The organism is Rhizobium sp. BK316 (assembly GCF_014193695.1).
Lineage (GTDB): Bacteria > Pseudomonadota > Alphaproteobacteria > Rhizobiales > Rhizobiaceae > Rhizobium.
On the sequence record NZ_JACHZR010000007.1, the window covers coordinates 43,500 to 66,510 of the forward strand.

Here is a 23,011-nt window from a genome sequence, read left to right on the forward strand (position 1 = left end):
GCTAATCTGTGGCATCATTGGCCAATGCCGGCAATGGCCTGCGCAAAATCCTCGGCCTCGAACGGTTCGAGATCGTCGACCCCTTCCCCGACGCCGATGAAATAGACCGGCAGCTTATGCTTGGCGGAGATCGCCACCAGGATGCCGCCGCGCGCCGTGCCGTCAAGCTTGGTCATGATCAGCCCGCTGACACCGGCGACATTGCGGAAGATCTCAACCTGATTGAGCGCATTCTGACCCGTCGTCGCATCGAGTGTCTGGAGCACGGTATGCGGCGCATCGGGATCGAGCTTACCGAGCACGCGCACGATCTTTTCCAGCTCGGCCATCAGCTCCGCCTTGTTCTGCAGGCGGCCCGCCGTATCAATGATCAGCACATCGCACTTCTTGGCTTTCGCCTGCTCGAAAGCGTCATAGGCAAGCCCCGCCGCATCCGCGCCGAGCTTGGTGCCGATGAATTCGGATTTGGTGCGATCGGCCCAGATCTTCAACTGCTCGATGGCGGCAGCGCGGAACGTATCGCCAGCCGCCACCATCACCTTGAGTCCGGCGCCGGAAAGCTTGGCTGCCAGCTTGCCGATCGTTGTCGTCTTGCCGGTACCATTAACACCGACGACGAGAATGACATGCGGCTTGTGCGAGAGATCGAGCTGCAGCGGCTTGGCAACCGGCTTCAATACCTTGGCGATTTCACTCGCCATGATGCGGCTGACATCCTCACCGGTCACATCCTTGCCGTAACGCTCGGAGGCGAGTGTATCGGTAACACGCATCGCCGTCTCGACACCAAGATCGGCCTGGATCAGCAAGTCCTCGAGATCCTGCAGCGTGTCGTCATCCAGCTTGCGCTTGGTGAAGAGCGCGGCGATCTGGCCGGTAAGCTGAGAAGAGGTGCGCGCGAGACCATTGCGCAGGCGCTGGAACCAGGAAAGCCTCGGCTGCGGCGCGACCACGGGTTCGGGTTCGGCTTCCGGTCCGGTGGCAAAGCCTCTGGGAAGGATGGGATTCGGCGCCGATTCGGCGGGGGTGACACCCCCCTCTGTCCTGCCGGATATCTCCCCCACAAGGGGGGAGATTGGCAAGGATTGAGAATCCTGCACTACCTTAGCTGGAATTTCCTGGGCGTCACGAGTTGGAATCTCTTCCGGAAATGCCTCGGTTGGCTCGACTCTGCCTTCCTCTCTCACGGCAGCGTCATCCTCCAAACGATCTCCCTCCTTGTGGGGGAGATGTCCCGAAGGGACAGAGGGGGGTGCTGCCGCAGCGTCGTCTGCACTCGCTTCCGCCTCGGCTTCCAACAGCGACAAAGGGACAACGCCCATGTCGCCCAGATCATCGGCAGTAGGGAGTAATTCGGACCGGGCTTCAACCGGTTCTTGCTCCGCGAGAGCTTCCTCGATATCCGCCGCCGGACCGCCGGCCGTATCCATTTCCTCAGCTAGGACCGGATCAGCAGCAACCGGCAGATCTTCGTCGCGCGAGCGCGGCTCCAATTCCTTCTCCACGGCTTCCGGCACGAGCTCTTCAGCCGGCTTGTCCTTGCCGAAAGTGAAGACCTTTTTGATGAAACTGAGTGCCATGAAGCTGTCCGTGAAGTCAGGCCGCCGCGGCAGCCGTCAATTGCATGTCGAGATGCTTGCCATTGTGGCCAGTGATCGTCGCTTCGACGATATCGCGCGGACGAAGACCGGGCACCGCGACAAGCGTGAAGTTTTCCGTATGGGCAAGACCGTTATTTTCCACCAGCAGCCATTGCCGCGTTCCGACCATCTTGTCCAGATGGCGCTGGTGCAGCATCTGTCCAGTGGCACGGAGGCAAGCGGCGCGATCCTTGATGAGCGAGCGATCGAGCTGTGGCATGCGCGCGGCGGGCGTGCCGGGGCGCGGGCTATAGGGGAAGACGTGCAGATGCGCGATGTCAGCCTCTTCCGCCAGCCGCACCGCATTTTCGAACATCTCTGCGGTCTCTGTCGGGAAACCGGCGATCATGTCCGCACCAAAACTCATCTCCGGCCGCAGCCGACGCACGTCTTCGATGAATCGCAGGGCGTCAGCCCGCAGATGCCGGCGTTTCATGCGCTTGAGGATCATGTCGTCGCCATGTTGCAGCGATAGGTGCAGATGCGGCATGAAGCGCTGCTCGTCGGCGATCAGATCCATGAGATGGCGATCGGCCTCGATGCTGTCGATGGAAGACAGCCGCAGGCGGCGGATATCGGGCACCTGCTTCAGCAGCGTTTTTGCCAGCAGACCGAGCGTCGGCTGGCCGGGAAGATCGTCGCCGTAACTCGTGGCGTCGACGCCGGTCAGCACGATTTCGCGATAGCCGCTTTCGACGAGGTTGCGCGCCTGATCGACCACCGCCCCCATCGGCACGGAACGCGAATTGCCCCGGCCATAGGGAATGATGCAGAAAGTGCAGCGATGGTCGCAGCCGTTCTGCACCTGGATGAAGGCGCGCACATGGCCGTCGATATGCCTGACCATCTGCGGCGCGGTGTGGCGCACACTCATGATGTCGTTGACGCGCAGCTTCTCTTCCGCCGAAACGCCGAAATCCGGAAGCGCGCTATAAGAGGCAGCCTTCAGCTTCTCCTCATTGCCGAGCACGGCATCGACCTCGGCCATTTCGGCAAAGGTCTGCTTTTCCGTCTGCGCCGCACAGCCGGTGACGATGATGCGGGCATGCGGATTGTCGCGGCGCGCACGGCGGATCGCCTGGCGGGCCTGGCGCACGGCTTCGCCGGTCACGGCACAGGTATTGACCAGGATGGCGTTGTTGAGCCCGGCTGCTTCCGCCTGCGATCTCATCACTTCGGATTCATAAGTATTGAGACGACAGCCGAAGGTGATGACCTCGACGCCGCTCACCGCGCTTCCGCTCCGCGTTCGGCATCACGCGACCATGTGCCGGTCGACGGATCGAGCGTGCCGGACCATTCCCATTCGGCAGGACCGGTCATGACCACGTGATCGTCCTCGCGCCAGTCGATAACGAGCGGCTGGCGGATCGGGCTGGAGGCGACGTCGATCGTCACCTTGCGGCCGGTACGACCAGTGCGCGCAGCACTGACGGCGGAGGCGCAGGCGGCCGAACCGCAGGCGAGCGTCAGACCTGCTCCGCGCTCCCAGGTGCGCGTCCGCAGCGCCGAGTCCGAGATGACCTGCGCCAACGTGATATTGGCCTTTTCCGGGAAGATCGGATGGTTTTCGAGCAGCGGCCCGAAACGTTCGAGATCGAAGCTCATCGGATCGCGATCGACCCAGAAGATCGCATGCGGATTGCCCATGGACATGGCCGAAGGCGAATGCAGCACGGGATTGTCGATCGGCCCGATCTGCAGCTCGATACGGCTCGTATCGTGGAATTCTTCGGCGAGCGGAATACGGTTCCATTCGAAAACTGGCAGGCCCATGTCGACAGAGATCGTGCCGTCTTCATGCTCGACGGCATTCAGAATGCCGGCGACCGTCTGGAAGGTGAAGGCCTTCTTGCCGGTTTCAGCGGCCAACGCCTGCACGACGCAGCGCGTACCGTTGCCGCAGGCCTGCGCCTTGGATCCGTCGGAATTGAGGATATCGATATAGACGTCGGTGCCCTGCGCCTTCGGATCATGGATTGCCATGATCTGATCGAACTGGGTCGCGGCATCGGCATTGAGCGCGACTGCCGCCTGCGGCGTCACCTTGTCGGTCCGCCCGCGCATGTCGACAACCAGGATCTTGTTGCCAAGCCCGTTCATCTTCGCGAATTCGACCGTATTGCTCATCTGACTATTTCCGCTGCGTTTCGGCTGTATATGGCGGAAATGCGCAGGGATTACCAGTGGGTGAGCGCCAAGCGAGGTCCGTCCTTTTTCTTACGCGCAAAGCAGAAGCCCCGCGAAATCACAACGGGTACGGCACAGTCAGCCTTTATAAACCAGGCCAAATCCAGACCTACCGCACCGTCCCATCGGAATTGAGGGACGCCGCGTGGGCTTCGACGATAGCAGCGGTAATGACCTTTCTGAGCTCGTAGACCAGCAAGCGAGACCGTTTGCGATCCAGGTCCTGTGCCGCCTTCGCCAAATTCAGGCCTTCCTTCAGAACTATATTATGGGCGCGAGCCAACGCCCAGCTTTCTATATCCGGGTTTATCATTTGATATCTCCGCCGATTCATTCGGCATCAAGGATATTCACGAATCATTTTACAGAATTTACTTAAGTAGAAAGTAGAATCAGAAGCGGAATATTTTGCAACTGGCTTTTAGCGCGAATTCGGCTCACCGATCGAAATATTCTACCAGACATCGGCGAATTCTAAAGCGAATATGTTAGTATATATAGATATATACTTCCGTCGTCGCGACCGGCTGCGTGATGTATCATCCCTCGCCATTCCTGCCGTTCGGCTTCAGAAAAGCCCGCAACGACGTCGCCAGACGCATTCGCCTTGACTTTCCCGCAACTTTCCTGTTTATCGCGCCAAATCCGCGACGAGTAACAGACTCCGAGCCGCCGACCGGGACTAGATTCCGGAGGTCAACACCCGACAGCGCGTCGCGCCCTCGGGTGCTTTTTGGCTTTGCGTCTTGTTTTCGTCAAGGAAAAGCACGACGTTCGGGACATCCCAAAACTCCCCGAAACGTAGCAAGGAAGAGCCGATGTTTGAGAACCTCCAGGACCGTCTTGGTTCCATCCTGAATGGACTGACAGGCCGTGGCGCGCTTTCGGAAAATGATGTTTCCGCAGCGCTGCGGGAGGTTCGCCGTGCGCTTCTGGAAGCCGACGTCTCGCTGGAAGTGGTCCGCTCCTTTACCGACCGCGTCCGTGAAAAGGCCGTCGGCGCCGAGATCCTGAAGTCGATCAAGCCCGGCCAGATGGTCGTCAAGATCGTCCATGACGAACTGATCGAGATGCTGGGTGGCGAAGGCGTTGGCGTCGATTTGCACGCGGCCGCCCCGGTCGTCATCATGATGGTCGGCCTGCAGGGCTCCGGTAAGACGACGACGACGGCAAAGATTGCCAACCGGCTGACGACGCGCGAGAAGAAGAAGGTGCTGATGGCATCGCTCGACACGCGCCGTCCGGCGGCACAAGAGCAGCTTCGCCAGCTCGGTGCCCAGGCGAATATCGACACGCTGCCGGTCATTGCTGGTCAGTCGCCAACCGATATCGCTGCTCGTGCCGTTCAGGCCGCAAAGCTTGGCGGCCATGATGTCGTCATCCTCGACACCGCCGGCCGCACTCATATCGACGAACCCTTGATGGCCGAAATGGCCGACATCAAGAAGAAGTCGAATCCGCACGAAATCCTGCTGGTCGCCGATAGCCTGACCGGTCAGGACGCCGTGAATCTTGCGCGCAGCTTCGATGAACGCGTCGGCATCACCGGCCTCGTCCTGACCCGTATGGACGGCGACGGCCGCGGTGGTGCTGCCCTTTCCATGCGAGCCGTCACCGGCAAGCCGATCAAGCTGATCGGCGTCGGCGAACGAATGGGCGAGCTGGAAGAATTCCATCCCCGCCGTATCGCCGACCGCATTCTCGGCATGGGCGATATCATCTCGCTCGTCGAAAAGGCGGCCGAAAACATCGACGCCGAAAAGGCGGCCGCCATGGCCGCCAAGATGGCCAAGGGTAAGTTCGACCTGAATGACCTCGCCGACCAGCTGAAGCAGATGCAGAAGATGGGCGGCATGGGCGGCATCATGGGCCTGATGCCCGGCATGAGCGGCATGAAGGACAAGATGGCAGCCGCCGGCCTCGACGACCGCCTCTTCAAGCGCCAGCTCGCCATCATCTCCTCGATGACCAAGGCCGAGCGCGCCAATCCCGACATGCTCAAGCATTCGCGCAAGAAGCGCATTGCCGCCGGTTCCGGCACCGATGCTGCTGACATCAACAAGCTTCTGAAGATGCACCGCCAGATGGCGGACATGATGAAGATGATGGGCGGCAAGGGCAAAGGCGGCATGATGAAGCAGATGATGGGCGGCCTCGCCGGCAAGATGGGGCTGGGGGGCCTCGGCGGCATGGGCGGCATGCCCGATCTCTCGAATATCGACCCGAAGCAGCTGGAAGCCTTGCAGAAGCAGGCGGAAGCTGCGGGTCTCGGAAAGCCGGGTGGGGGTATGCCCGGTCTAGGCGGAGGCTTGCCGGGCGGATTGCCCGGTCTTGGCGGCGCAAAGCTGCCGGGCCTCGGTGGTGGTTTCCCGGGTCTGCCCGGATTGCCCAAGAAGAAGTGAAAGGATCGCCTGCCCCATGATTGATCCAGACGTCAAAGTCCAGCTTTCGAGCTACCGCCAATCGATCGACAATATCGATGCAGCGCTCGTCCACATTCTGGCCGAACGCTTCCGCTGCACCAAAGAAGTCGGCGTGCTGAAGGCCAAGTACAAGTTGCCGCCGGCCGATCCGGCGCGCGAGGAATACCAGATCGCCCGTCTTCGTCAGCTTGCCGAAGATGCGCATCTGGACCCGGATTTCGCCGAGAAGTTCCTGAACTTCGTCATCAAGGAAGTCATCCGGCATCATGAGCAGATCGCTGCGGACCACGCTGAACAGAGCGCCGCAGCCCGATAACCACGCCGCCCAACGAAGCGGCTCAAGAAAAGCCTAAGGAGTAAAGAACATGGCACTGAAAATTCGTCTCGCACGCGGTGGTTCCAAGAAGCGCCCGTATTACCACGTCGTTCTCGCCGATGCCCGCAGCCCGCGTGACGGCCGTTTCCTTGAGAATCTCGGTTCTTGGAACCCGATGCTCGCCAAGAACGACGAGAAGCGCGTTCAGCTGAACGGCGAGCGCATCAAGCACTGGCTCGACCAGGGCGCCCTGCCGACCGACCGCGTCCTGCGCTTCCTCGACGAAGCCGGCATCTCCAAGCGCGAAACCCGCAACAACCCGGTAAAGGCAAAGCCGGGCAAGAAGGCTCAGGAGCGCGCTGCCGAGAAGGCTCAGAAGGCTGCTGACGCCGCTGAAGCTGCTGCTTCCGCCGAATAATGATTTCGACCTCATCTGAACGGGCGGCATGGCGACATGCCGCCCGTTTTCGTTTCCATTCCCGCGCACTTCGTTTATGAGAGGCGTGATTTCAGCTTCCTGCCAGCGTTCGGATGAAGGAACCCATGACCAAGCTTGAAAACCCGGTGCTGATGGCAACCATCGGCGGCGCCCAGGGCATTCGCGGCGAGGTGCGTGTAAAGGCCTATACGGCCGATCCGACCGCGCTCGGCGACTATGGCCACCTGCACAGCATGGATGGACGCGTTTTCGAAATTCTCGAATTGCGCGAGATGAAGAACATGGTCGTGGTCCGATTCCGCGGCGTCAACGACCGCAATGCTGCCGAGGCGCTGAACGGCCTGGAGCTCTATATGGAGCGCGACAGCCTGCCGGATGAGGAGCTGGAGGACGACGAGTTCTTCTATGCCGATTTGGAAGGGCTGGAAGCCTATGACGACCAGGGCGTCAACTACGGCACCGTGACCGGCGTCTTCGATTTCGGCGCCGGCGATCTGCTGGAGCTCAAAGGCCCTGGCAAACGTCCCGTCCTGATCCCTTTCTCGGAAGCCTCCGTACTGGAAATCGATCTCGAAGCCGGCAAGCTGCTCATCGACCCGCTTGCAGCGGGCCTCATCGACGATCCTGACGATCTGAAGGGGCTTGCTCCCGACAGGCCGAAGAAAAAGAAGTAAGCGCCATGGCGTTCCGGGCGACCGTGCTGACCCTCTATCCGGAAATGTTTCCGGGCCACCTTGGCTTCTCTCTCGCCGGCAAGGCGGCCGAACGCGGGCAATGGTCGCTCGATACCGTGCAGATCCGTGATTTTGCCACCGACAAGCACCGCACCGTCGATGACACACCTGCCGGCGGCGGTGCCGGCATGGTGCTGAAGCCCGACGTGCTCGCCCGGGCAATCGACAGCACCTCCGAAAATGACACCCGCCCACGTCTGCTGATGAGCCCGCGCGGCAAACCGCTGACACAGGAGCGCGTGCGCCAGCTGGCGACCGGTGATGGCGTCATCATCGTTTGCGGCCGTTTCGAAGGCGTCGACCAGCGGGTGATCGAGGCGCGCGAACTCGAAGAAGTCTCGATCGGCGACTACGTACTGTCGGGCGGCGAGCCAGCCGCGCTGATCGTGCTCGACGCGATCGTGCGCATTCTGCCGGGCGTGATGGGCAATGATCTCTCGGGCCTGCACGAGAGTTTCGAAGGCGGGCTTTTGGAACATCCGCACTACACCCGCCCGCAGGAATGGGAAGGCCACGAGATTCCGGCAATCCTGACATCGGGCAATCACGGCGCCATCGAGAAATGGCGGCACGAACAAGCGGTCGTGCTGACAAAGGAAAGACGGCCGGACCTGATTGCGGCGCAAAAGGCCGGAAAAGCCGGTTGATTTCACAAATTTGTCGTCCTAGGGATGACAAGCGGAAGTCTTTCGTGTAATGGCCCACGCGGAAATGGGGCTAGCCCCGTCTGCCAGCAAACAAAGAATGGCGAATCCGCTCCCGCCCGCAAGGGCAAACTCCGGAGGCATCGACCGAAGGACAGTGTGAGCGCTCTGGCTGTTTCAGAAGAACCAAAGGTTAAGACGATGAACATCATTCAGCAGCTCGAGGCCGAACAGGCCGCCAAGATCGAAGCCAAGCGCACCCTTCCTGAGTTTTCCCCGGGCGACACCGTCCGCGTCAACGTGAAGGTTACGGAAGGCAACCGTACCCGCGTTCAGGCCTATGAAGGCGTTTGCATTGCTCGCTCCGGCGGCGGTCTGCAGGAAAACTTCACGGTCCGCAAGATCTCCTACGGCGAAGGCGTCGAGCGCGTATTCCCGGTTTACTCCCCGATGATCGAAAGCGTCGAAGTCGTTCGCCGCGGTAAGGTCCGTCGCGCCAAGCTCTACTATCTGCGCGACCGTCGCGGTAAGTCGGCTCGTATCGTCGAGAACACCGGCACCCGCGCCCGCAAGCTCAACGATGCAGAGCGCGCAGCCATTGCCGAGGAAAAGGCACGTATCGAAGCTGAAAAGGTTGCAGCAGCTCAGGCTCTCGCCGCCGAAAAGGCAGCAGCGGAAGCCGCTGAAGCAAAGGCCGCCGCAGAAGCTGCAGCCGCTGCTGAAGGTTCGGCTGAATAAGCATCTCGCGAAAGCGAAATCATTGCATGGGAAAGGCGGTCTTTGGGCCGCCTTTTCTTTTTTGCGCCGGTGCGTAGCGCCTGCAGCCTTGCCATATCAGTATCTTCCATGACAATTCTGCCGTTCAAATATTGGGGAGCCACACCATGTTCTTTCGCCGCACCGTTCTCGCCGGTCTAACGGCCGCTATGCTTTCGCCGCTCGGAGCCTTTGCCGCCGGCCTGCCGGATCTCGGTGGCAAGACTGTCATCGTGGTGACCGAAAATGCCTATCCGCCGCTGCAGTTCGTCGACCCCAAGTCCGGCAAGGCGATCGGCTGGGAATATGACGCGATGAACGAGATCGCCAAGCGGCTGAACTTCAAGGTCGAGTACCAGAACACGAGCTGGGACGCGATGATCCAGGCTGTGTCCGACGGACAATACAATATCGGCATGACCGGCATCACCATCAAGGACGATCGCAAGCAGAAGGTCGACTTTTCCGATCCCTACATGCGTTCGCAGCAGTTCATGCTGGTGCGGGGTGATGAGAAGCGCTTCACCGACGCCAAAAGCTTCGGGGCCTTCAACGACGGCCTGATCGGCGCCCAGCCCGGCACTTCGCCCTTCTATACGGCCGTCTATGAAATTCTCGACGGCAACGAACAGAACCCGCGCATCAAGCTCTTCGAAACCTTTGGTGCAACCGTACAAGCTCTGAAGACCGGAGACGTCGACCTCGTCCTGACAGACAGTGTCGCCGCAAAGGGCTATGTCGATTCCTCGAATGGCGGGTTGAAGGTCGTCGGCGAACCGCTCGGCACCGAGGACTTCGGCTTCATCTTCCCGAAGGGTTCCGACCTAGTCGCACCCGTCAATGCCGCTATCGCTGCGCTGAAGTCGGACGGTACCTTCGATGCGCTGAACAAGACGTGGTTCCTCGACTATAAGATGGGCCAGTAATCCCCCGAGCGATCGCAGATGGCACTACCACCATCCCCGCGACACGAGAAGGACGACCGTCCCTGGTGGCTGGTTGTCCTTGTTCTGATCGGCATCGTTCTCGCGGTCGTCATCATCACCAACGACATCTACGCGCAGGTCTTCCGGACGGTCGTGAATGGTGCCGGTATTACCGTGTTCGTGACACTCTTGGCCTTTGTGCTGGCGACCGTGCTCGGTCTGGGCATCGCGTTACTTGGCCTCTCCGACAATATCGTGCTGCGCCAGATCGCCCGCTTCTACATCGAGATTATCAGAGGCATTCCGATCCTCGTCCTGCTGTTCTACATAGCCTTCGTCGGCGCGCCGGGCGTTGTCGCCGCCTATAATTTTTTGATCACGCCCTTCGTGAAGGCCGGTTTTGCAGAACCGATCCTCGTGCGCGACCTGTCGCTGATGTGGCGCGCCATCATCGCGCTCATGATCGGCTATTCGTCCTTCATCGCCGAAATTTTCCGCGCCGGTTTTCAGTCGGTCGATATCGGCCAGATCGAGGCGGCCAAGTCGCTTGGCCTGTCGCGCTATCGCCGCTTCCGCCTCGTCGTCTTTCCGCAGGCAATCCGGGTGATCTTCCCGCCGCTCTCCAACGACTTCGTCTCGATGGTGAAGGATTCCTCGCTCGTCTCCGTCCTCGGAGTCGCCGACATCACACAGATGGGCAAGGTCTATGCCTCCGGCTCCTTCCGCTTCTTCGAAACCTACTCGATCGTCACCTATATCTATCTGATCCTGACGATCGGCCTGTCGCTCTTCCTGCGGCGGATCGAGAAGAAGATGAAGCAGATGCCGCGGCGCTAGGCCCTCAACGATTCGAATTGCCGTTTCGATCAAAAATCGCTATATCCGGCCCCATGGAATCCAAGTTCAGATGCATCGGTGCGCATATTTTCGTGCTGCAGGACCATTATCGCCTGCCGGCACGCTTCTTTGCGTCCGTTTCCGGTGCGCTCAACAGCCGACTTCGTTGATCGAATGACGGCCGGCGGAGCCTGTCCGCCACACCCCCAATTCCATGCTCCAGCCAAAACGGACATTAGCCATGAGCGCACCGCGTACCCTTTACGACAAGATCTGGGCCGACCATCTGGTCGACGAACAGGAAGACGGCACCTGTCTTCTCTACATCGACCGTCACCTGGTCCACGAAGTCACTTCGCCGCAGGCTTTCGAAGGCCTGCGCATGTCCGGCCGCAAGGTCCGCGCGCCCGAAAAGACGCTTGCCGTCGTCGACCATAACGTTCCAACGTCGGCTGACCGCCATCTCGGCATCAAGAACGAGGAAAGCCGCATCCAGGTCGAGCAGCTCGCCAAGAACGCCGCCGAGTTCAACGTCGAATATTATTCCGAGAACGACAAGCGCCAGGGCATCGTCCACATCATCGGACCGGAACAGGGCTTCACCCTGCCGGGCATGACGATCGTTTGCGGCGATAGCCACACCTCCACGCACGGCGCCTTCGGTTCGCTCGCCCACGGTATCGGCACGTCGGAAGTCGAGCACGTTCTCGCGACCCAGACGCTGATCCAGAAGAAGGCGAAGAACATGCTGGTGCAGGTCGACGGCCAGCTGCCGGCAGGCGTCACCGCCAAGGACATCGTTCTTGCCATCATCGGCGAGATCGGCACCGCCGGCGGTACTGGCTATGTCATCGAATATGCCGGCGAAGCCATTCGCTCGCTGTCGATGGAAGGCCGCATGACGATCTGCAACATGTCGATCGAAGGCGGCGCCCGCGCCGGCCTGATCGCGCCTGATGAGATCACCTTCGAATATATCAAGGGCAAGCCGCGTGCGCCGAAGGGCGAGGCGCTGGAACAGGCAATCGCCTACTGGAAGACGCTGAAGTCTGACGAAGGCGCCCATTTCGACCGCATCGTCAAGCTGAACGCAGCCGAATTGCCGCCGATCGTCTCCTGGGGCTCCTCGCCGGAAGACGTCGTCTCCGTTCAGGGTATCGTACCGAACCCGGATGAGATCCAGGACGAGACGAAGCGCGCCTCCAAGTGGCGCGCGCTCGACTATATGGGCCTGAAGCCGGGCACGAAGATGACGGACATTGCTGTCGACCGCGTCTTCATCGGCTCCTGCACCAACGGCCGTATCGAAGACCTGCGCGCCGCTGCCAAGATCGTTGAAGGCAAGACCGTTGCCTCGACCGTCGATGCCATGATCGTACCGGGCTCCGGTCTCGTGAAGGAACAGGCGGAAGCCGAAGGACTCGACAAGATCTTCAAGGCTGCCGGTTTCGACTGGCGCGAGCCGGGTTGCTCCATGTGCCTTGCCATGAATGACGACCGCCTGAAGCCGGGCGAGCGTTGCGCCTCGACCTCGAACCGCAACTTTGAAGGCCGCCAGGGCTTCAAGGGCCGCACGCATCTCGTCTCGCCGGCCATGGCCGCCGCAGCCGCGATTGCCGGTCACTTCGTCGATATCCGCGAGTGGAACTGATCTCTCTCGCACATCCGAGATGATAAAAGCCCGGCGCGCGAGCGCCGGGCTTTTTTAATTGCGCGAGGCTGAGAAGACGGCGCTTAGAACGTCGCCGTGTACGGATCCGGACCCATGCGAGCGCCGGCGCTATCGAGCTTGGCAATCGCGGCCATGTCTTCGCCATCCAGCTTGAAATCGAAGACGTTGAAATTCTCCTCGATGCGCGAGGGCGTCACCGACTTCGGAATAACGACGAGGCCGGTATCGATGTGCCAGCGTATTATCACCTGCGCCGGCGTCTTGCCGTGCTTGGCAGCAATCTGACCGATGACCGGATTGGAAATGAAACGGCCCTGGCCGAGCGGGCTCCAGGATTCCGTGACGATGTTCAGTTTCTTATGCGCTTCCTGCGCCGCTTTCTGCTGAAAGTCCGGATGCAACTCGATCTGGTTGATAACAGGAACCACGCCTGTATCGCCGACGATATGGTCGAGATGGTCCGGATAGAAGTTCGACACGCCGATGGAGCGGACGCGGCCTTCTTCCTTCAAGCGCACGAAAGCCTTCCAGGTTTCGCGGTAAAGCCCGCGATGCGGCGACGGCCAGTGAATGAGATAGAGATCGATATAGTCGCTGCCGAGCTTCTTCAGGCTGACCTCGAAGGCACGCAATGTATTGTCATAGCCCTGGTCGGTATTGCGCAGTTTCGTGGTGACAAAGATATCCTTGCGGTCGATGCCGGAGGAGCGGATGCCTTCGCCGACGCCCTCTTCGTTGTCATAACCGGACGCCGTATCGATGTGGCGATAGCCGGCGGCAAGTGCGGTGCGCACGGTCGGAGCCGCGATATCCTGCGGCGTCTGCCAAACGCCGAGACCCACCTGGGGAATGGAATGTCCGTCGTGGAAAGTCATGATGGGCTGAGTGGTCACAATATATCTCCGGAAGTTTGAAGGATTGGCCAAAGACACGAATTGAATGGGGCATGAATTGAAGCCGCGAGGCGGTTTTCCCTGGACGCATTGCAGCCCGCGCGCCCGGTCGAAAGTCCATATAGGACAGAGAGTCCGCAATACAATCAGAGAACGCGGAGGATCGTTCCCTTTCTGATGTGAGGCAGAATGCGACGCATGTCGCGGGCACTGATCGCAACACAGCCGGCGGTCGACTCGTATCCTGGCCGGATGAGATGGAAAAAGATCGCTGATCCGCGATTGCGCGCCCGGGAGGTCACGTTCCAGTCGAGCACCAGGCAGATATCGTAAAGCCCGTCCTTCCGCTTCATCTCCTCATGGCTCGGTTTGAATGGCGCCTTAACCAGCCTGTTGTAATTCGCATCGGCAGGCTGATCGCACCACAGCATGTCGGACCGGATGCGCTTGATGGGCAGCGCCGTCGGGAGATGGCCGTTTCGTTCGCCGCGCCGGAAACCGTAGAGCAGCCGCATGGCAGCAATCGGCGTCGCCCCGTCGCCTTCCCGCTTGATCACGGTCCGGCCGCTACGGCCGATCGCGGCGGGCAAGATGAGAGGGCCAAAACGGACGATGGCTCTGTTTGGCTTGCCTGGCGCGGCACGCACCACGAGCGTTGAGGGCTGCCCATTTCGCTCTCGCCTTGCTTTTTCCATTTTTCTCGCATGTTCTTGAATTGCCTTGGGCTTCGATTGAAACCATATGAAACCCTAGGCAGCAACAGCAGCAGATCGCCAATCCTTGCCAAATGTGGAATTTGGCGTAGGAGTATCTGACCAACGCAAGGACGCACCCGCATGACCGCACGCACCATTCTTCTGGTGGATGACGACGACGACCTTCGCCAGACACTGACGGAGCAATTGTCGTTGTATGAGGAATTCACGGTTCTGCAGGAAGCGACCGCGGGCAAGGGCGTCCAGGCCGCCCGTTCCAATCCGGTCGATCTGCTGATCATGGACGTCGGTCTGCCCGATATGGACGGCCGCGAGGCGGTAAAGCTGCTGCGCAAGGGCGGCTTCAAGGCGCCGATCATCATGCTGACCGGTCATGACACGGATTCGGACACAATCCTTGGCCTTGAGGCCGGCGCCAACGACTATGTCACCAAGCCCTTCCGTTTCGCCGTGCTTCTGGCTCGCATCCGCGTGCAGCTTCGCCAGCACGAACAGAGCGAAGACGCCACCTTCACCGTCGGCCCCTATCTCTTCAAACCGAGCCAGAAGCTGCTGACGACCGACAACGGCCAGAAGATCCGCCTGACGGAAAAAGAAGCGGCGATCATCCGCTATCTCTACCGCGCCGAACAGAAGGTCGTCACCCGCGACGTGCTGCTGGAAGAAGTCTGGGGCTACAATTCCGGCGTGACCACCCACACGCTGGAAACCCACGTTTACCGCCTGCGCCAGAAGATCGAGCGGGACCCATCCAATGCCGAGATCCTCGTGACGGAAAACGGCGGCTACAAGATCATCCCTTAGCATGTCTCTTTCTGACGATATCCATCTGCTGTCGCAGCTTCCGCTCTTCAAGGACATGAACGACGATCAACTGCGTCTGATTGCCTTCGGTGCCGACCGTCGCGTGATTGCCGCCGGGCAGATGCTGTTCCGTCAGGGCTCACCCGGCGAAAGCGCCTATGTGATTACCAGCGGCAGCCTCGAGCTCAGCGTGACGGGATCCGATGGCATGGGACGGACCGAAGCGATCGCAGGCCCCGGTGCACTGATTTCGGAATTGGCACTCATAACGCTAGTGGAACGCAAGTTCACGGCGATCGCACGCGAGGATACCGGCATTATCCGCATCACACGGGCGCTGTTCCATCGCCTGATCGAGGAATATCCCTCGGCCGCGCGCATCATGGAAAACCGTATCCGCGACAGCATTGCCGATCTTGCGGCGCAAGCCGCAAGCCAGTTTCACCGTTTCAGCTGACTCATGTCAGAGATTGAGATGCACGGTCACCGGCACATGGTCGGACGGCCGGTCCCAGCCGCGCGCTTCCTTCAGCACCTCGATGCGTTGCAGATGCGGACCAAGGTCGGGCGAGGACCAGATATGGTCGAGGCGCCGGCCCTTGTCGGCAGCTTCCCAATCCTTCGCGCGGTAGCTCCACCACGTGTAGAGCTTCTCATTAGCAGGCACATGCTGGCGCATGAGATCGTGCCAGCCGCCGCGCTTCATCACCTCGATAAGCCCGTCGGTTTCGACAGGCGTATGGCTGACGATCTTCAGAAGCTGCTTGTGCGACCAGACATCGTGCTCCAGCGGAGCGATATTGAGATCGCCGACAAGAATGGCTGACGTATTCGGCTCGGCACTGGCCTTCAAGTTCTTCATCTCCTCGATGAAATCGAGCTTGTGGCCGAATTTCGGATTGATCGTACGATCCGGCTCGTCACCGCCGGCGGGCACATAGAAATTGTGCAGGCGGATGCGCCGGCTGCCGCGCTCGAAGATTGCCGAAATATGGCGCGCATCACCGACATTGCAGTAATCCTGCCGATGGTCTTCAGTCAGAGGCACGCGGGAGGCGATGGCGACCCCGTGATAGCCCTTTTGACCGTGGATGATGATGTGCTCGTAGCCCATGGCGCGCAGCGGCGCGAGCGGGAAGAGATCGTTCGTTACCTTGGTTTCCTGCAGGCAAATGATATCGGGCCGTTGCTTCAGCACAAGCTGCTCGACGATCGGCATGCGCAGCCGCACCGAATTGATGTTCCAGGTGGTGATGGAAAAGCTCATACCATGCCCTTTCAGATCCCTCTGAAAGGGCTTTAGAGCAAAGGCGTCGGCGAGAAAACCAGCCGCAGGCAAAAGCGACCGGCGATCAACCGAAAAGCATCAATCGCGGTTTGCCGAGGTGCCCTTGATATCCTCGTAAGGCACGCGGAAGACGCGCTGGTCGAAGGCAACGCCGGTCTTCACGTTGAAGATCATCACCGACGTGTCCTTGCCCTGGTTGTCAGTGATCGTCCACTGGCGCAGGTCATAAGTCTTCGGGTCGAACATCATCGTGATGGTCGAATTGCCGAACACCGTATTGTTGCCTAGCGAGATCGTCGTCAGATCGGACTCTTGCTTCACGCCCTTCACCATGCCGGCCGAAAGGTCGATACGCGGCGCAAGCAGCAGACTGAGCGGCGTCTTGGAAAGCGGATAGAGATCCCAGGTCTTGAGCTTCACGTTGCCGATTGCGACGTTCCTGCCGTCGGCAATGACGCGCATCGGTGACGGAGCGTCATAGTTGAAGCGCAGCTTGCCGGGACGCTCGATGAAGAACTTGCCGCCGGTCTGTTCGCCACGAGGGCCAAACTGCACGAACTCGCCCTGCATGGTGGCGACGCCGGAGAAATGATCGGCAATCGCCTGTGCCGTGGCACTGTTGCCAGCGGGTGCTGCCGCCTGGGCGACCTGGGCGAGAGCGGGAAACGGTGCGGCGGTTGCAACGGCAGCAGCCGCAAAGACGCCAAGGACATCGCGGCGGGTTACCGGCAGGCCGGAAAAGATGGGCACGGAGTTGGTCATGTGAACCTCCTGTATGCGATCTGCATGCCGCCGAAAGGCGGCGTCTTCAAGGCGCCGCGATCGCCCGGTGAAAGGTAACGGATTACATGCCCCGAGGTTTCCACCGAATGGGCGGCACAGCAAAATTATCCTGTATCAGCGGTCGAGAATATCCCCGTCCGTCGGCACGAGAATCTCGCGTTTGCCGGCATGGTTGGCAGGGCCGATGATGCCCTCCTGTTCCATGCGTTCGATCAGCGATGCCGCACGATTATAGCCGATGCCGAGCCTGCGCTGAACATAGGACGTGGAGGCCTTTCCGTCACGCAGCACGATGGCAACGGCTTGGTCATAGGGATCTTCGGAATCGGAAAGATTTGCCGTGCCGGCGGGACCGCCACCATAATCACCATCCTCGTCGTCATCGGCTGTGATGGCGTCGAGATATTGCGGCGAGCCCTGTGTCTTCAGATAGGAGACGATCTCCTCGACCTCGACGTCGGACACGAAAGGACCATGGACGCGCTGGATGCGGCCGCCGCCGGCCATATAGAGCATGTCGCCCATGCCGAGCAGCTGTTCAGCGCCCTGTTCGCCGAGGATCGTGCGGCTGTCGATCTTGGAGGTGACCTGGAAGGAAATGCGGGTCGGGAAGTTCGCCTTGATCGTACCAGTAATGACGTCGACCGAAGGACGCTGCGTTGCCATGATGACATGGATACCGGCCGCACGCGCCATCTGCGCAAGGCGCTGCACGGCACCTTCGATATCCTTGCCTGCGACCATCATCAGGTCAGCCATTTCGTCGATGATCACGACGATATAGGGCATCGGCTGCAGATCGAACTCCTCGGTCTCGTAGACCGCTTCGCCGGTCTGCCGGTCAAAACCGGTCTGCACCGTGCGCGAAATCGTCTCCCCCTTGGCCAGCGCCTGCTCGACGCGCGTGTTGAAGCCATCGATATTGCGCACGCCGATCTTCGACATCTTCTTGTAGCGCTCTTCCATCTCACGGACGGTCCACTTGAGCGCAACGACCGCCTTCTTGGGATCGGTGACGACGGGCGAAAGCAGATGCGGGATGCCGTCATAGACGGAGAGCTCGAGCATCTTCGGGTCGATCATGATGAGACGGCACTGTTCCGGCGTCATGCGGTAGAGCAGCGACAGGATCATGGTGTTGATGGCGACGGACTTACCCGAGCCGGTCGTACCGGCAACGAGCAGATGCGGCATCTTCGCAAGATCGGCGATGACGGCTTCACCGCCGATCGTCTTGCCGAGCGCCATTGCGAGCTTTGCCTTGGAGCCTTCGAAGTCGCGCGACCCGATCAACTCGCGCAGATAAACGGTTTCGCGCGTCTGGTTCGGCAGTTCGATACCAATTGCGTTGCGGCCCGGGACGACTGCGACACGAGCGGCGATCGCGCTCATCGAGCGGGCAATATCGTCGGCAAGGCCGATAACGCGGGACGACTTGATGCCGGGCGCCGGCTCCAGTTCGTAGAGAGTGACGACGGGGCCGGGGCGGACATGGATGATCTCGCCCTTGACGCCGAAATCCTCAAGCACGCCTTCCAGCATGCGGGCATTCTGCTCCAGCGCATCGGCCGAAAGCGTGGAATCGCGCACGACATTCTTGGGCTCGGCGAGCAGATGCATGGAGGGAAGCTGGAAACCTTCCGGCCGGATGAACGAACCCTGCGCCTCGCGTTCGACGCGCGCGCCAGGCTTCGGGCGAGCCGAGGCGGGAATGACGCGCGGCTCGGGCTTGGCGGACGATTTCGCCGGTGCGCGGATCATCCAGTCATCGTCATCATCGTCGGGCAGGATATCGGCCGGACGCGGCGGCATGTCGACATAGAACGGCGAATCGTCGTCTTCGTCCTCATCGTCGTTGAGTGAAATAGAGGGCGTCGAGACGACGCGGCGGCTCGATGTGGCACGCGCCTCCATGGAGGGATCCATCCGCTCGCTCCGCGCGGCGGGCTTGGCGCGCACCGGCTCGTTCAGCGTACCGAATTCATCGTCGTTGAAATCATAAGGCGATTCGAAATCACTCTGGCGGCGCTTGCGCGGACCCATGCCGAAAAGCCGACGGAAACGGGCCTGGTTCATGTACCAGGCATGTGTCATGGCACCGCTAAAGGCCATCCAGCGGGACCCATCGTCGTCTTCATCCTCTTCGCCGACAACGCGCGCCTTGCTGCGCGTATCGACATAATCCTCTTCTTCGTCTTCCTCCTCGTCGAGCTCGCTGCGGCCGACGATACCGGCGGCAAAGAGCATCATCCAGGCAGTCGGGATAGCGAAGACGCAGCCGACAGCCATAGCGAAAACGCCGGTCGGATAAGCGCCGACAAAGAGCGCCGGAAAGCGCAGGATCATGTCACCGATAACACCGCCGATACCGTTCGGGATCGGCCAGGTGAGCGGCGGCGGGAAGCAGCCGATGACGGCGGACGAAAGCACCGTGCCGGCAAGCCAGGCACCGGCACGTGCCGGAATGCGGCTGATTCGGCGGCCGGAGATCAGCGCCAGCGCCCAGGCAACGATCGGCAGCATCGAAACGACGCTTGCCAATCCCAGGAACTGCATGGCGACGTCGGCAAAGGCAGCACCGCTATAACCGAGCACATTGGTCGGCAGGTTGCCGGTAGCGTAGGAATAGCTGGGATCGGTGACGTTCCATGTCGCAAGCGCCGCTACCGCGAGCGCCAAGAGCAGGAAGACCGCAAAGCCCATAAGGGCCTGGATCTGCCGCAGCATGAATGCCGAGAAGGAGAACCGGTCAGGACGGCCGTCCATTGCCGGAGACGTGCTTCTTGCCATGTGTCTAACCCGTCCAATGCCTGTGGGCACGCGAATCGCAAATGCTTCGCCGCGCCAAATGCGTCCGCTCCACCTAATCAAAGTAGAGTTAAAGCGATGTTAACCATGCATATGCCGGATCGCTAAAAAGAAAGAGGCCCGAACCTTGTCAGGTCCGGGCCAAGAGCGGCTTATGGTTAGATAGGCCGCGACGGGCCGTTCAGCGGCGCCCTTATGCCGGGCGCCGCAAACCCTGTGATTAAGAGTGGTAGGCAGCTTCGCCATGCGTTGCGAGGTCGAGACCTTCGCGCTCGGCTTCGACCGAAACGCGCAGACCGATGATGACATCGACGATCTTGTAGAGGATCGCCGAGCCGATGCCCGACCACAGAAGCGTCGTGAGCACGCCCTTGGCCTGGGCCAGGACCTGCGTTGCCGTGCCGGCATAGGAGGCAGCGAAATCGGCCGTCGAGTAGTCGACGATACCGGCGCCGCCGAGGGCCGGGTTGACGAGGATACCGGTGCCGAGAGCACCGATGATGCCGCCGATGCAATGGACACCGAAGACGTCGAGGCTGTCGTCATAGTTGAACTTGTTCTTCACGACGTCGACGAAGAAGTAGCAGACCGGCGAGACGATGAGACCGAGAACGATCGAACCCATCGGGCCGGCAAAACCTGCCGCCGGAGTGACGGCGACGAGGCCGGCGACGGCACCGGAAGCGGCGCCAAGCATGGAAGCCTTGCCGCGAGCAAAGCTCTCGACGATGCACCAGGACACGGCGGCGGCGGCCGTCGCAACGAAGGTGTTGATCATGGCGAGCGATGCATAGGCATTGGCTTCGAGGTTGGAGCCGGCGTTGAAGCCGAACCAGCCGACCCAGAGCAGCGATGCGCCGACCATGGTGAGCGTCATCGAGTGCGGAGCCATGATCTCCTTCTTATAGCCGGTGCGCTTGCCGAGCATGATGGCGCCGACGAGACCGGCGATACCGGCATTGATGTGAACGACCGTGCCGCCGGCGAAATCGATTGCGCCATAGGAGAAGATCAGGCCGGCCGGCGAGGTGTAGGAACTCGGACCGCCCCAGAACCAGACCATGTGCGCCATCGGGAAGTAGATGAAAGTGACCCAGAGCACGACGAAGAGCATGACGGCCGAGAACTTGATGCGCTCGGCGAATGCACCGACGATCAGGCCGGGCGTGATGCAGGCGAAGGTCATTTGGAATACGATAAAGGTGTATTCAGGGATGGCGACACCCTTCGAGAAGGTTTCTGCGAGCGATGACGTGTTGACCCCGGCGAGGAACGCCTTGGAGAAGCCGCCGACGAAGCTGTTCAGCGAGCCACCATCGGTGAAGGCGAGCGAATAGCCGTAGGTCACCCAGATCAGCGCCACGACGGCGGTGATCATGAAGACCTGCATCAGCACGGAGAGCATGTTCTTGGCACGCACGAGGCCGCCGTAGAAAAGTGCAAGACCCGGGATCGTCATCAGGAGGACGAGCGCCGAGGAGACGAGCATCCAGGTATTGTCACCCTTGTCCATGGTGAAGGCCGGAGCAGCGGCTGCAGCATCGGCGGCTGCCGGGGCTGCTTCCTGCGCGAAAGCGACGACCGGCGCCAGGAGAGCGGCCGAAAGGGCGCCTACCCGTGCGATGTTGGAGGAAAACTTCGAAATTGACATTGGAAATAGCTCCTTGATCTGCCGTTCTTTTTACAGCGCTTCTGAATCGGTCTCGCCCGTACGGATGCGCACGGCATGGTCGATCGAGTAAACGAAGATTTTGCCGTCGCCGATCTGGCCGGTCTTGGCAGATGCTGCGATGGCCTCTACCGCCTTGTCGACGATTTCGGATGCAACCGCGATTTCGATCTTGAGCTTCGGCAGGAAGCTGACCGCATATTCAGTGCCGCGATAGATTTCGGTATGCCCCTTCTGGCGACCGTAGCCCTTCACTTCGGTCACGGTCAGGCCCTGGATGCCGATCGCCGTGAGGGCTTCGCGGACCTCATCGAGCTTGAAAGGCTTGATAATGGCCATCACAATTTTCATCTGGTTTCCCATCCTTCGTTATCCTCGGCGCGGAGCCGACTCTCCTTGCCGCTGACGGTTTCTTCAACAGCGACCGGCGATAGACATTCAAAGGGCGTGCCAGATTCGTGACAGTCTTTAAGTTATTGAAATATAAAGGATACAAGGGAGAGCGCTAATAAACAGGCAAATGATTGGCCAATAAGCGCACAAATAATGCGCAAATTTATAAATATGCACATTATTTATTCATTTGCCTTTTTCCGAATCAAGCCCTCCTGCGCGACCGACGCGATCAGGACACCGGACCGTGTAAACAGGCTACCACGGGTCAATCCCCGGGCACCTGAGGCCGACGGACTGTCCTGCGTATAAAGCAGCCAGTCGTCAAGTTTGTCCGGCCGGTGGAACCACATGGCATGGTCGAGACTTGCGACCTGCAAATTCTGATCGAAGATGGACGTTCCATGGGCATGCAGCGATGCATCAAGCAGCGTCATGTCCGAGAGATAGGCAAGTACCGCGGCCTGATAGAGCCGGCTGTCCGGCACGGGACCGGTGGCGCGCACCCAGACGTCCTGCCGCGGCTCGAGCTTCTCACGCGTGAAGTAATGTTTGAGCGAGACCGGTCGAATTTCGATCGGTCTCTCGCGCTCCCAGTATTTGCGCACGGCCGCCGACGCATGGGCGAGATACTGTTCCTTGATCTGCTGCTCGCCGAGCAGCGTTTCCGGCATCGGCACAGCCGGCATGTGGATCTGGTGGTCGAAGCCCGGTTCCTCGACCTGGAAGGAGGCCGACAGCGCAAAGATCGCCTTGCCGTGCTGGATCGCGACGGCCCGGCGCGTATTAAAGCTCGATCCGTCGCGAATGCGCTCGACCTGATAAATGATCGGCACGGAGGGATCGCCGGGGCGCATGAAATAGGCGTGCAGAGAATGAATGAAACGTTCGCCCTCGACCGTGCGATGCGCCGCCATCAGTGCCTGTGCGATCACTTGCCCACCGAACACCCGCTGCCAGCCAACCTGAGGGCTGCGGCCGCGAAAGATATCGACCTCGATCGGCTCGATATCCAGCGTCGAAATCAACGTTTCCATGGCGGTGGGCTTGCCCGTCTGCTCCGTCATTTTGTTCGGCTCC

The 23,011-nt window shown here is 60.3% G+C and carries 23 protein-coding genes; 11 read left to right on the plus strand and 12 right to left on the minus strand.

Annotation, left to right across the window (positions count from 1 at the left end; genetic code table 11):
- Window positions 1-14: 14 nt before the first annotated feature.
- From ftsY to FHT87_RS31315, 4 genes are all read right to left on the minus strand, one after another.
- Window positions 15-1,580 (minus strand): signal recognition particle-docking protein FtsY, encoded by a 1,566-nt coding sequence (ftsY, locus tag FHT87_RS27540; protein ID WP_183734420.1) that lies wholly within the window; start codon window positions 1,578-1,580, stop codon window positions 15-17.
- Window positions 1,581-1,596: 16 nt separating this feature from the next.
- Window positions 1,597-2,871, minus strand: a complete 1,275-nt coding sequence (mtaB, locus tag FHT87_RS27545; protein ID WP_183734421.1) for a tRNA (N(6)-L-threonylcarbamoyladenosine(37)-C(2))-methylthiotransferase MtaB — start codon at window positions 2,869-2,871, stop codon at window positions 1,597-1,599.
- The gene (gene dapF / locus FHT87_RS27550; protein ID WP_183734422.1) at window positions 2,868-3,770 is read right to left on the minus strand and encodes a diaminopimelate epimerase; all 903 of its coding nucleotides are present in this window, start codon (window positions 3,768-3,770) and stop codon (window positions 2,868-2,870) included. The genes mtaB and dapF overlap by 4 nt, the downstream gene beginning before the upstream one ends.
- Window positions 3,771-3,939: 169 nt before the next feature.
- Window positions 3,940-4,164 carry a hypothetical protein gene (locus tag FHT87_RS31315; RefSeq protein ID WP_246698181.1) on the minus strand — a complete coding sequence of 75 codons (225 nt, stop codon included), beginning with the start codon at window positions 4,162-4,164 and terminating at the stop codon, window positions 3,940-3,942.
- Between the two features lie 484 nt (window positions 4,165-4,648).
- Between FHT87_RS31315 and ffh the strand changes: the two genes are divergently transcribed.
- The 9 genes from ffh (at window position 4,649) to leuC (ending at window position 12,556) form a co-directional block, all read left to right on the plus strand.
- Window positions 4,649-6,232, plus strand: a complete 1,584-nt coding sequence (gene ffh, locus FHT87_RS27555) for a signal recognition particle protein (protein WP_183734423.1) — start codon at window positions 4,649-4,651, stop codon at window positions 6,230-6,232.
- A gap of 16 nt (window positions 6,233-6,248) precedes the next feature.
- Window positions 6,249-6,569 carry a chorismate mutase gene (locus tag FHT87_RS27560; protein WP_183734424.1) on the plus strand — a complete coding sequence of 107 codons (321 nt, stop codon included), beginning with the start codon at window positions 6,249-6,251 and terminating at the stop codon, window positions 6,567-6,569.
- 49 nt (window positions 6,570-6,618) lie between these two features.
- Window positions 6,619-6,987, plus strand: a complete 369-nt coding sequence (gene rpsP / locus FHT87_RS27565; protein WP_183734425.1) for a 30S ribosomal protein S16 — start codon at window positions 6,619-6,621, stop codon at window positions 6,985-6,987.
- A gap of 125 nt (window positions 6,988-7,112) precedes the next feature.
- Entirely contained in the window at window positions 7,113-7,682 is a 570-nt protein-coding gene (gene rimM, locus FHT87_RS27570) for a ribosome maturation factor RimM (RefSeq protein ID WP_183734426.1), read from the plus strand.
- A 5-nt stretch (window positions 7,683-7,687) separates the two neighbouring features.
- The gene (gene trmD, locus FHT87_RS27575; protein WP_183734427.1) at window positions 7,688-8,389 is read left to right on the plus strand and encodes a tRNA (guanosine(37)-N1)-methyltransferase TrmD; all 702 of its coding nucleotides are present in this window, start codon (window positions 7,688-7,690) and stop codon (window positions 8,387-8,389) included.
- Window positions 8,390-8,587: 198 nt separating this feature from the next.
- Complete coding sequence (rplS, locus tag FHT87_RS27580) at window positions 8,588-9,124, plus strand: 50S ribosomal protein L19 (protein WP_183734428.1); 537 nt, start codon at window positions 8,588-8,590, stop codon at window positions 9,122-9,124.
- 146 nt (window positions 9,125-9,270) lie between these two features.
- Window positions 9,271-10,068: a transporter substrate-binding domain-containing protein gene (locus FHT87_RS27585; RefSeq protein WP_183734429.1), complete on the plus strand. Its 798-nt coding sequence runs from the start codon at window positions 9,271-9,273 to the stop codon at window positions 10,066-10,068.
- Between the two features lie 18 nt (window positions 10,069-10,086).
- Window positions 10,087-10,905 (plus strand): amino acid ABC transporter permease, encoded by an 819-nt coding sequence (locus tag FHT87_RS27590; RefSeq protein ID WP_183734430.1) that lies wholly within the window; start codon window positions 10,087-10,089, stop codon window positions 10,903-10,905.
- Window positions 10,906-11,146: 241 nt separating this feature from the next.
- On the plus strand, window positions 11,147-12,556 hold the full coding sequence (gene leuC, locus FHT87_RS27595; protein ID WP_183734431.1) for a 3-isopropylmalate dehydratase large subunit: 1,410 nt from the start codon (window positions 11,147-11,149) through the stop codon (window positions 12,554-12,556).
- A gap of 83 nt (window positions 12,557-12,639) precedes the next feature.
- Here leuC and FHT87_RS27600 read toward each other — a convergent pair whose 3' ends face one another.
- The gene (locus tag FHT87_RS27600) at window positions 12,640-13,470 is read right to left on the minus strand and encodes an aldo/keto reductase (RefSeq protein ID WP_183734432.1); all 831 of its coding nucleotides are present in this window, start codon (window positions 13,468-13,470) and stop codon (window positions 12,640-12,642) included.
- 146 nt (window positions 13,471-13,616) lie between these two features.
- Window positions 13,617-14,165 carry a L,D-transpeptidase gene (locus FHT87_RS27605; RefSeq protein WP_183734433.1) on the minus strand — a complete coding sequence of 183 codons (549 nt, stop codon included), beginning with the start codon at window positions 14,163-14,165 and terminating at the stop codon, window positions 13,617-13,619.
- 141 nt (window positions 14,166-14,306) lie between these two features.
- On the opposite strand from FHT87_RS27605, the gene FHT87_RS27610 reads away from it, so the two are divergent.
- Both FHT87_RS27610 and FHT87_RS27615 read left to right on the plus strand, forming a co-directional pair.
- Window positions 14,307-14,990: a response regulator transcription factor gene (locus FHT87_RS27610; protein ID WP_112564470.1), complete on the plus strand. Its 684-nt coding sequence runs from the start codon at window positions 14,307-14,309 to the stop codon at window positions 14,988-14,990.
- Between the two features lies 1 nt (window position 14,991).
- A complete protein-coding gene (locus FHT87_RS27615; protein WP_183734434.1) occupies window positions 14,992-15,447 on the plus strand; it encodes a cyclic nucleotide-binding domain-containing protein in 456 nt (151 codons plus the stop codon).
- A gap of 6 nt (window positions 15,448-15,453) precedes the next feature.
- Here FHT87_RS27615 and FHT87_RS27620 read toward each other — a convergent pair whose 3' ends face one another.
- From FHT87_RS27620 to tesB, 6 genes are all read right to left on the minus strand, one after another.
- Window positions 15,454-16,257, minus strand: coding sequence for an exodeoxyribonuclease III (locus FHT87_RS27620; protein WP_183734435.1), 804 nt, complete (start codon window positions 16,255-16,257; stop codon window positions 15,454-15,456).
- Window positions 16,258-16,356: 99 nt separating this feature from the next.
- Window positions 16,357-17,040: an outer membrane lipoprotein carrier protein LolA gene (locus tag FHT87_RS27625; RefSeq protein WP_183734436.1), complete on the minus strand. Its 684-nt coding sequence runs from the start codon at window positions 17,038-17,040 to the stop codon at window positions 16,357-16,359.
- Between the two features lie 135 nt (window positions 17,041-17,175).
- Window positions 17,176-19,851: a DNA translocase FtsK gene (locus FHT87_RS27630; protein WP_183734437.1), complete on the minus strand. Its 2,676-nt coding sequence runs from the start codon at window positions 19,849-19,851 to the stop codon at window positions 17,176-17,178.
- A gap of 238 nt (window positions 19,852-20,089) precedes the next feature.
- Window positions 20,090-21,520, minus strand: a complete 1,431-nt coding sequence (locus FHT87_RS27635) for an ammonium transporter (RefSeq protein WP_183734438.1) — start codon at window positions 21,518-21,520, stop codon at window positions 20,090-20,092.
- Window positions 21,521-21,550: 30 nt separating this feature from the next.
- On the minus strand, window positions 21,551-21,901 hold the full coding sequence (locus tag FHT87_RS27640) for a P-II family nitrogen regulator (RefSeq protein WP_007814595.1): 351 nt from the start codon (window positions 21,899-21,901) through the stop codon (window positions 21,551-21,553).
- 212 nt (window positions 21,902-22,113) lie between these two features.
- The gene (tesB, locus tag FHT87_RS27645) at window positions 22,114-22,998 is read right to left on the minus strand and encodes an acyl-CoA thioesterase II (RefSeq protein ID WP_183734439.1); all 885 of its coding nucleotides are present in this window, start codon (window positions 22,996-22,998) and stop codon (window positions 22,114-22,116) included.
- Between the last annotated feature and the right edge of the window lie 13 nt (window positions 22,999-23,011).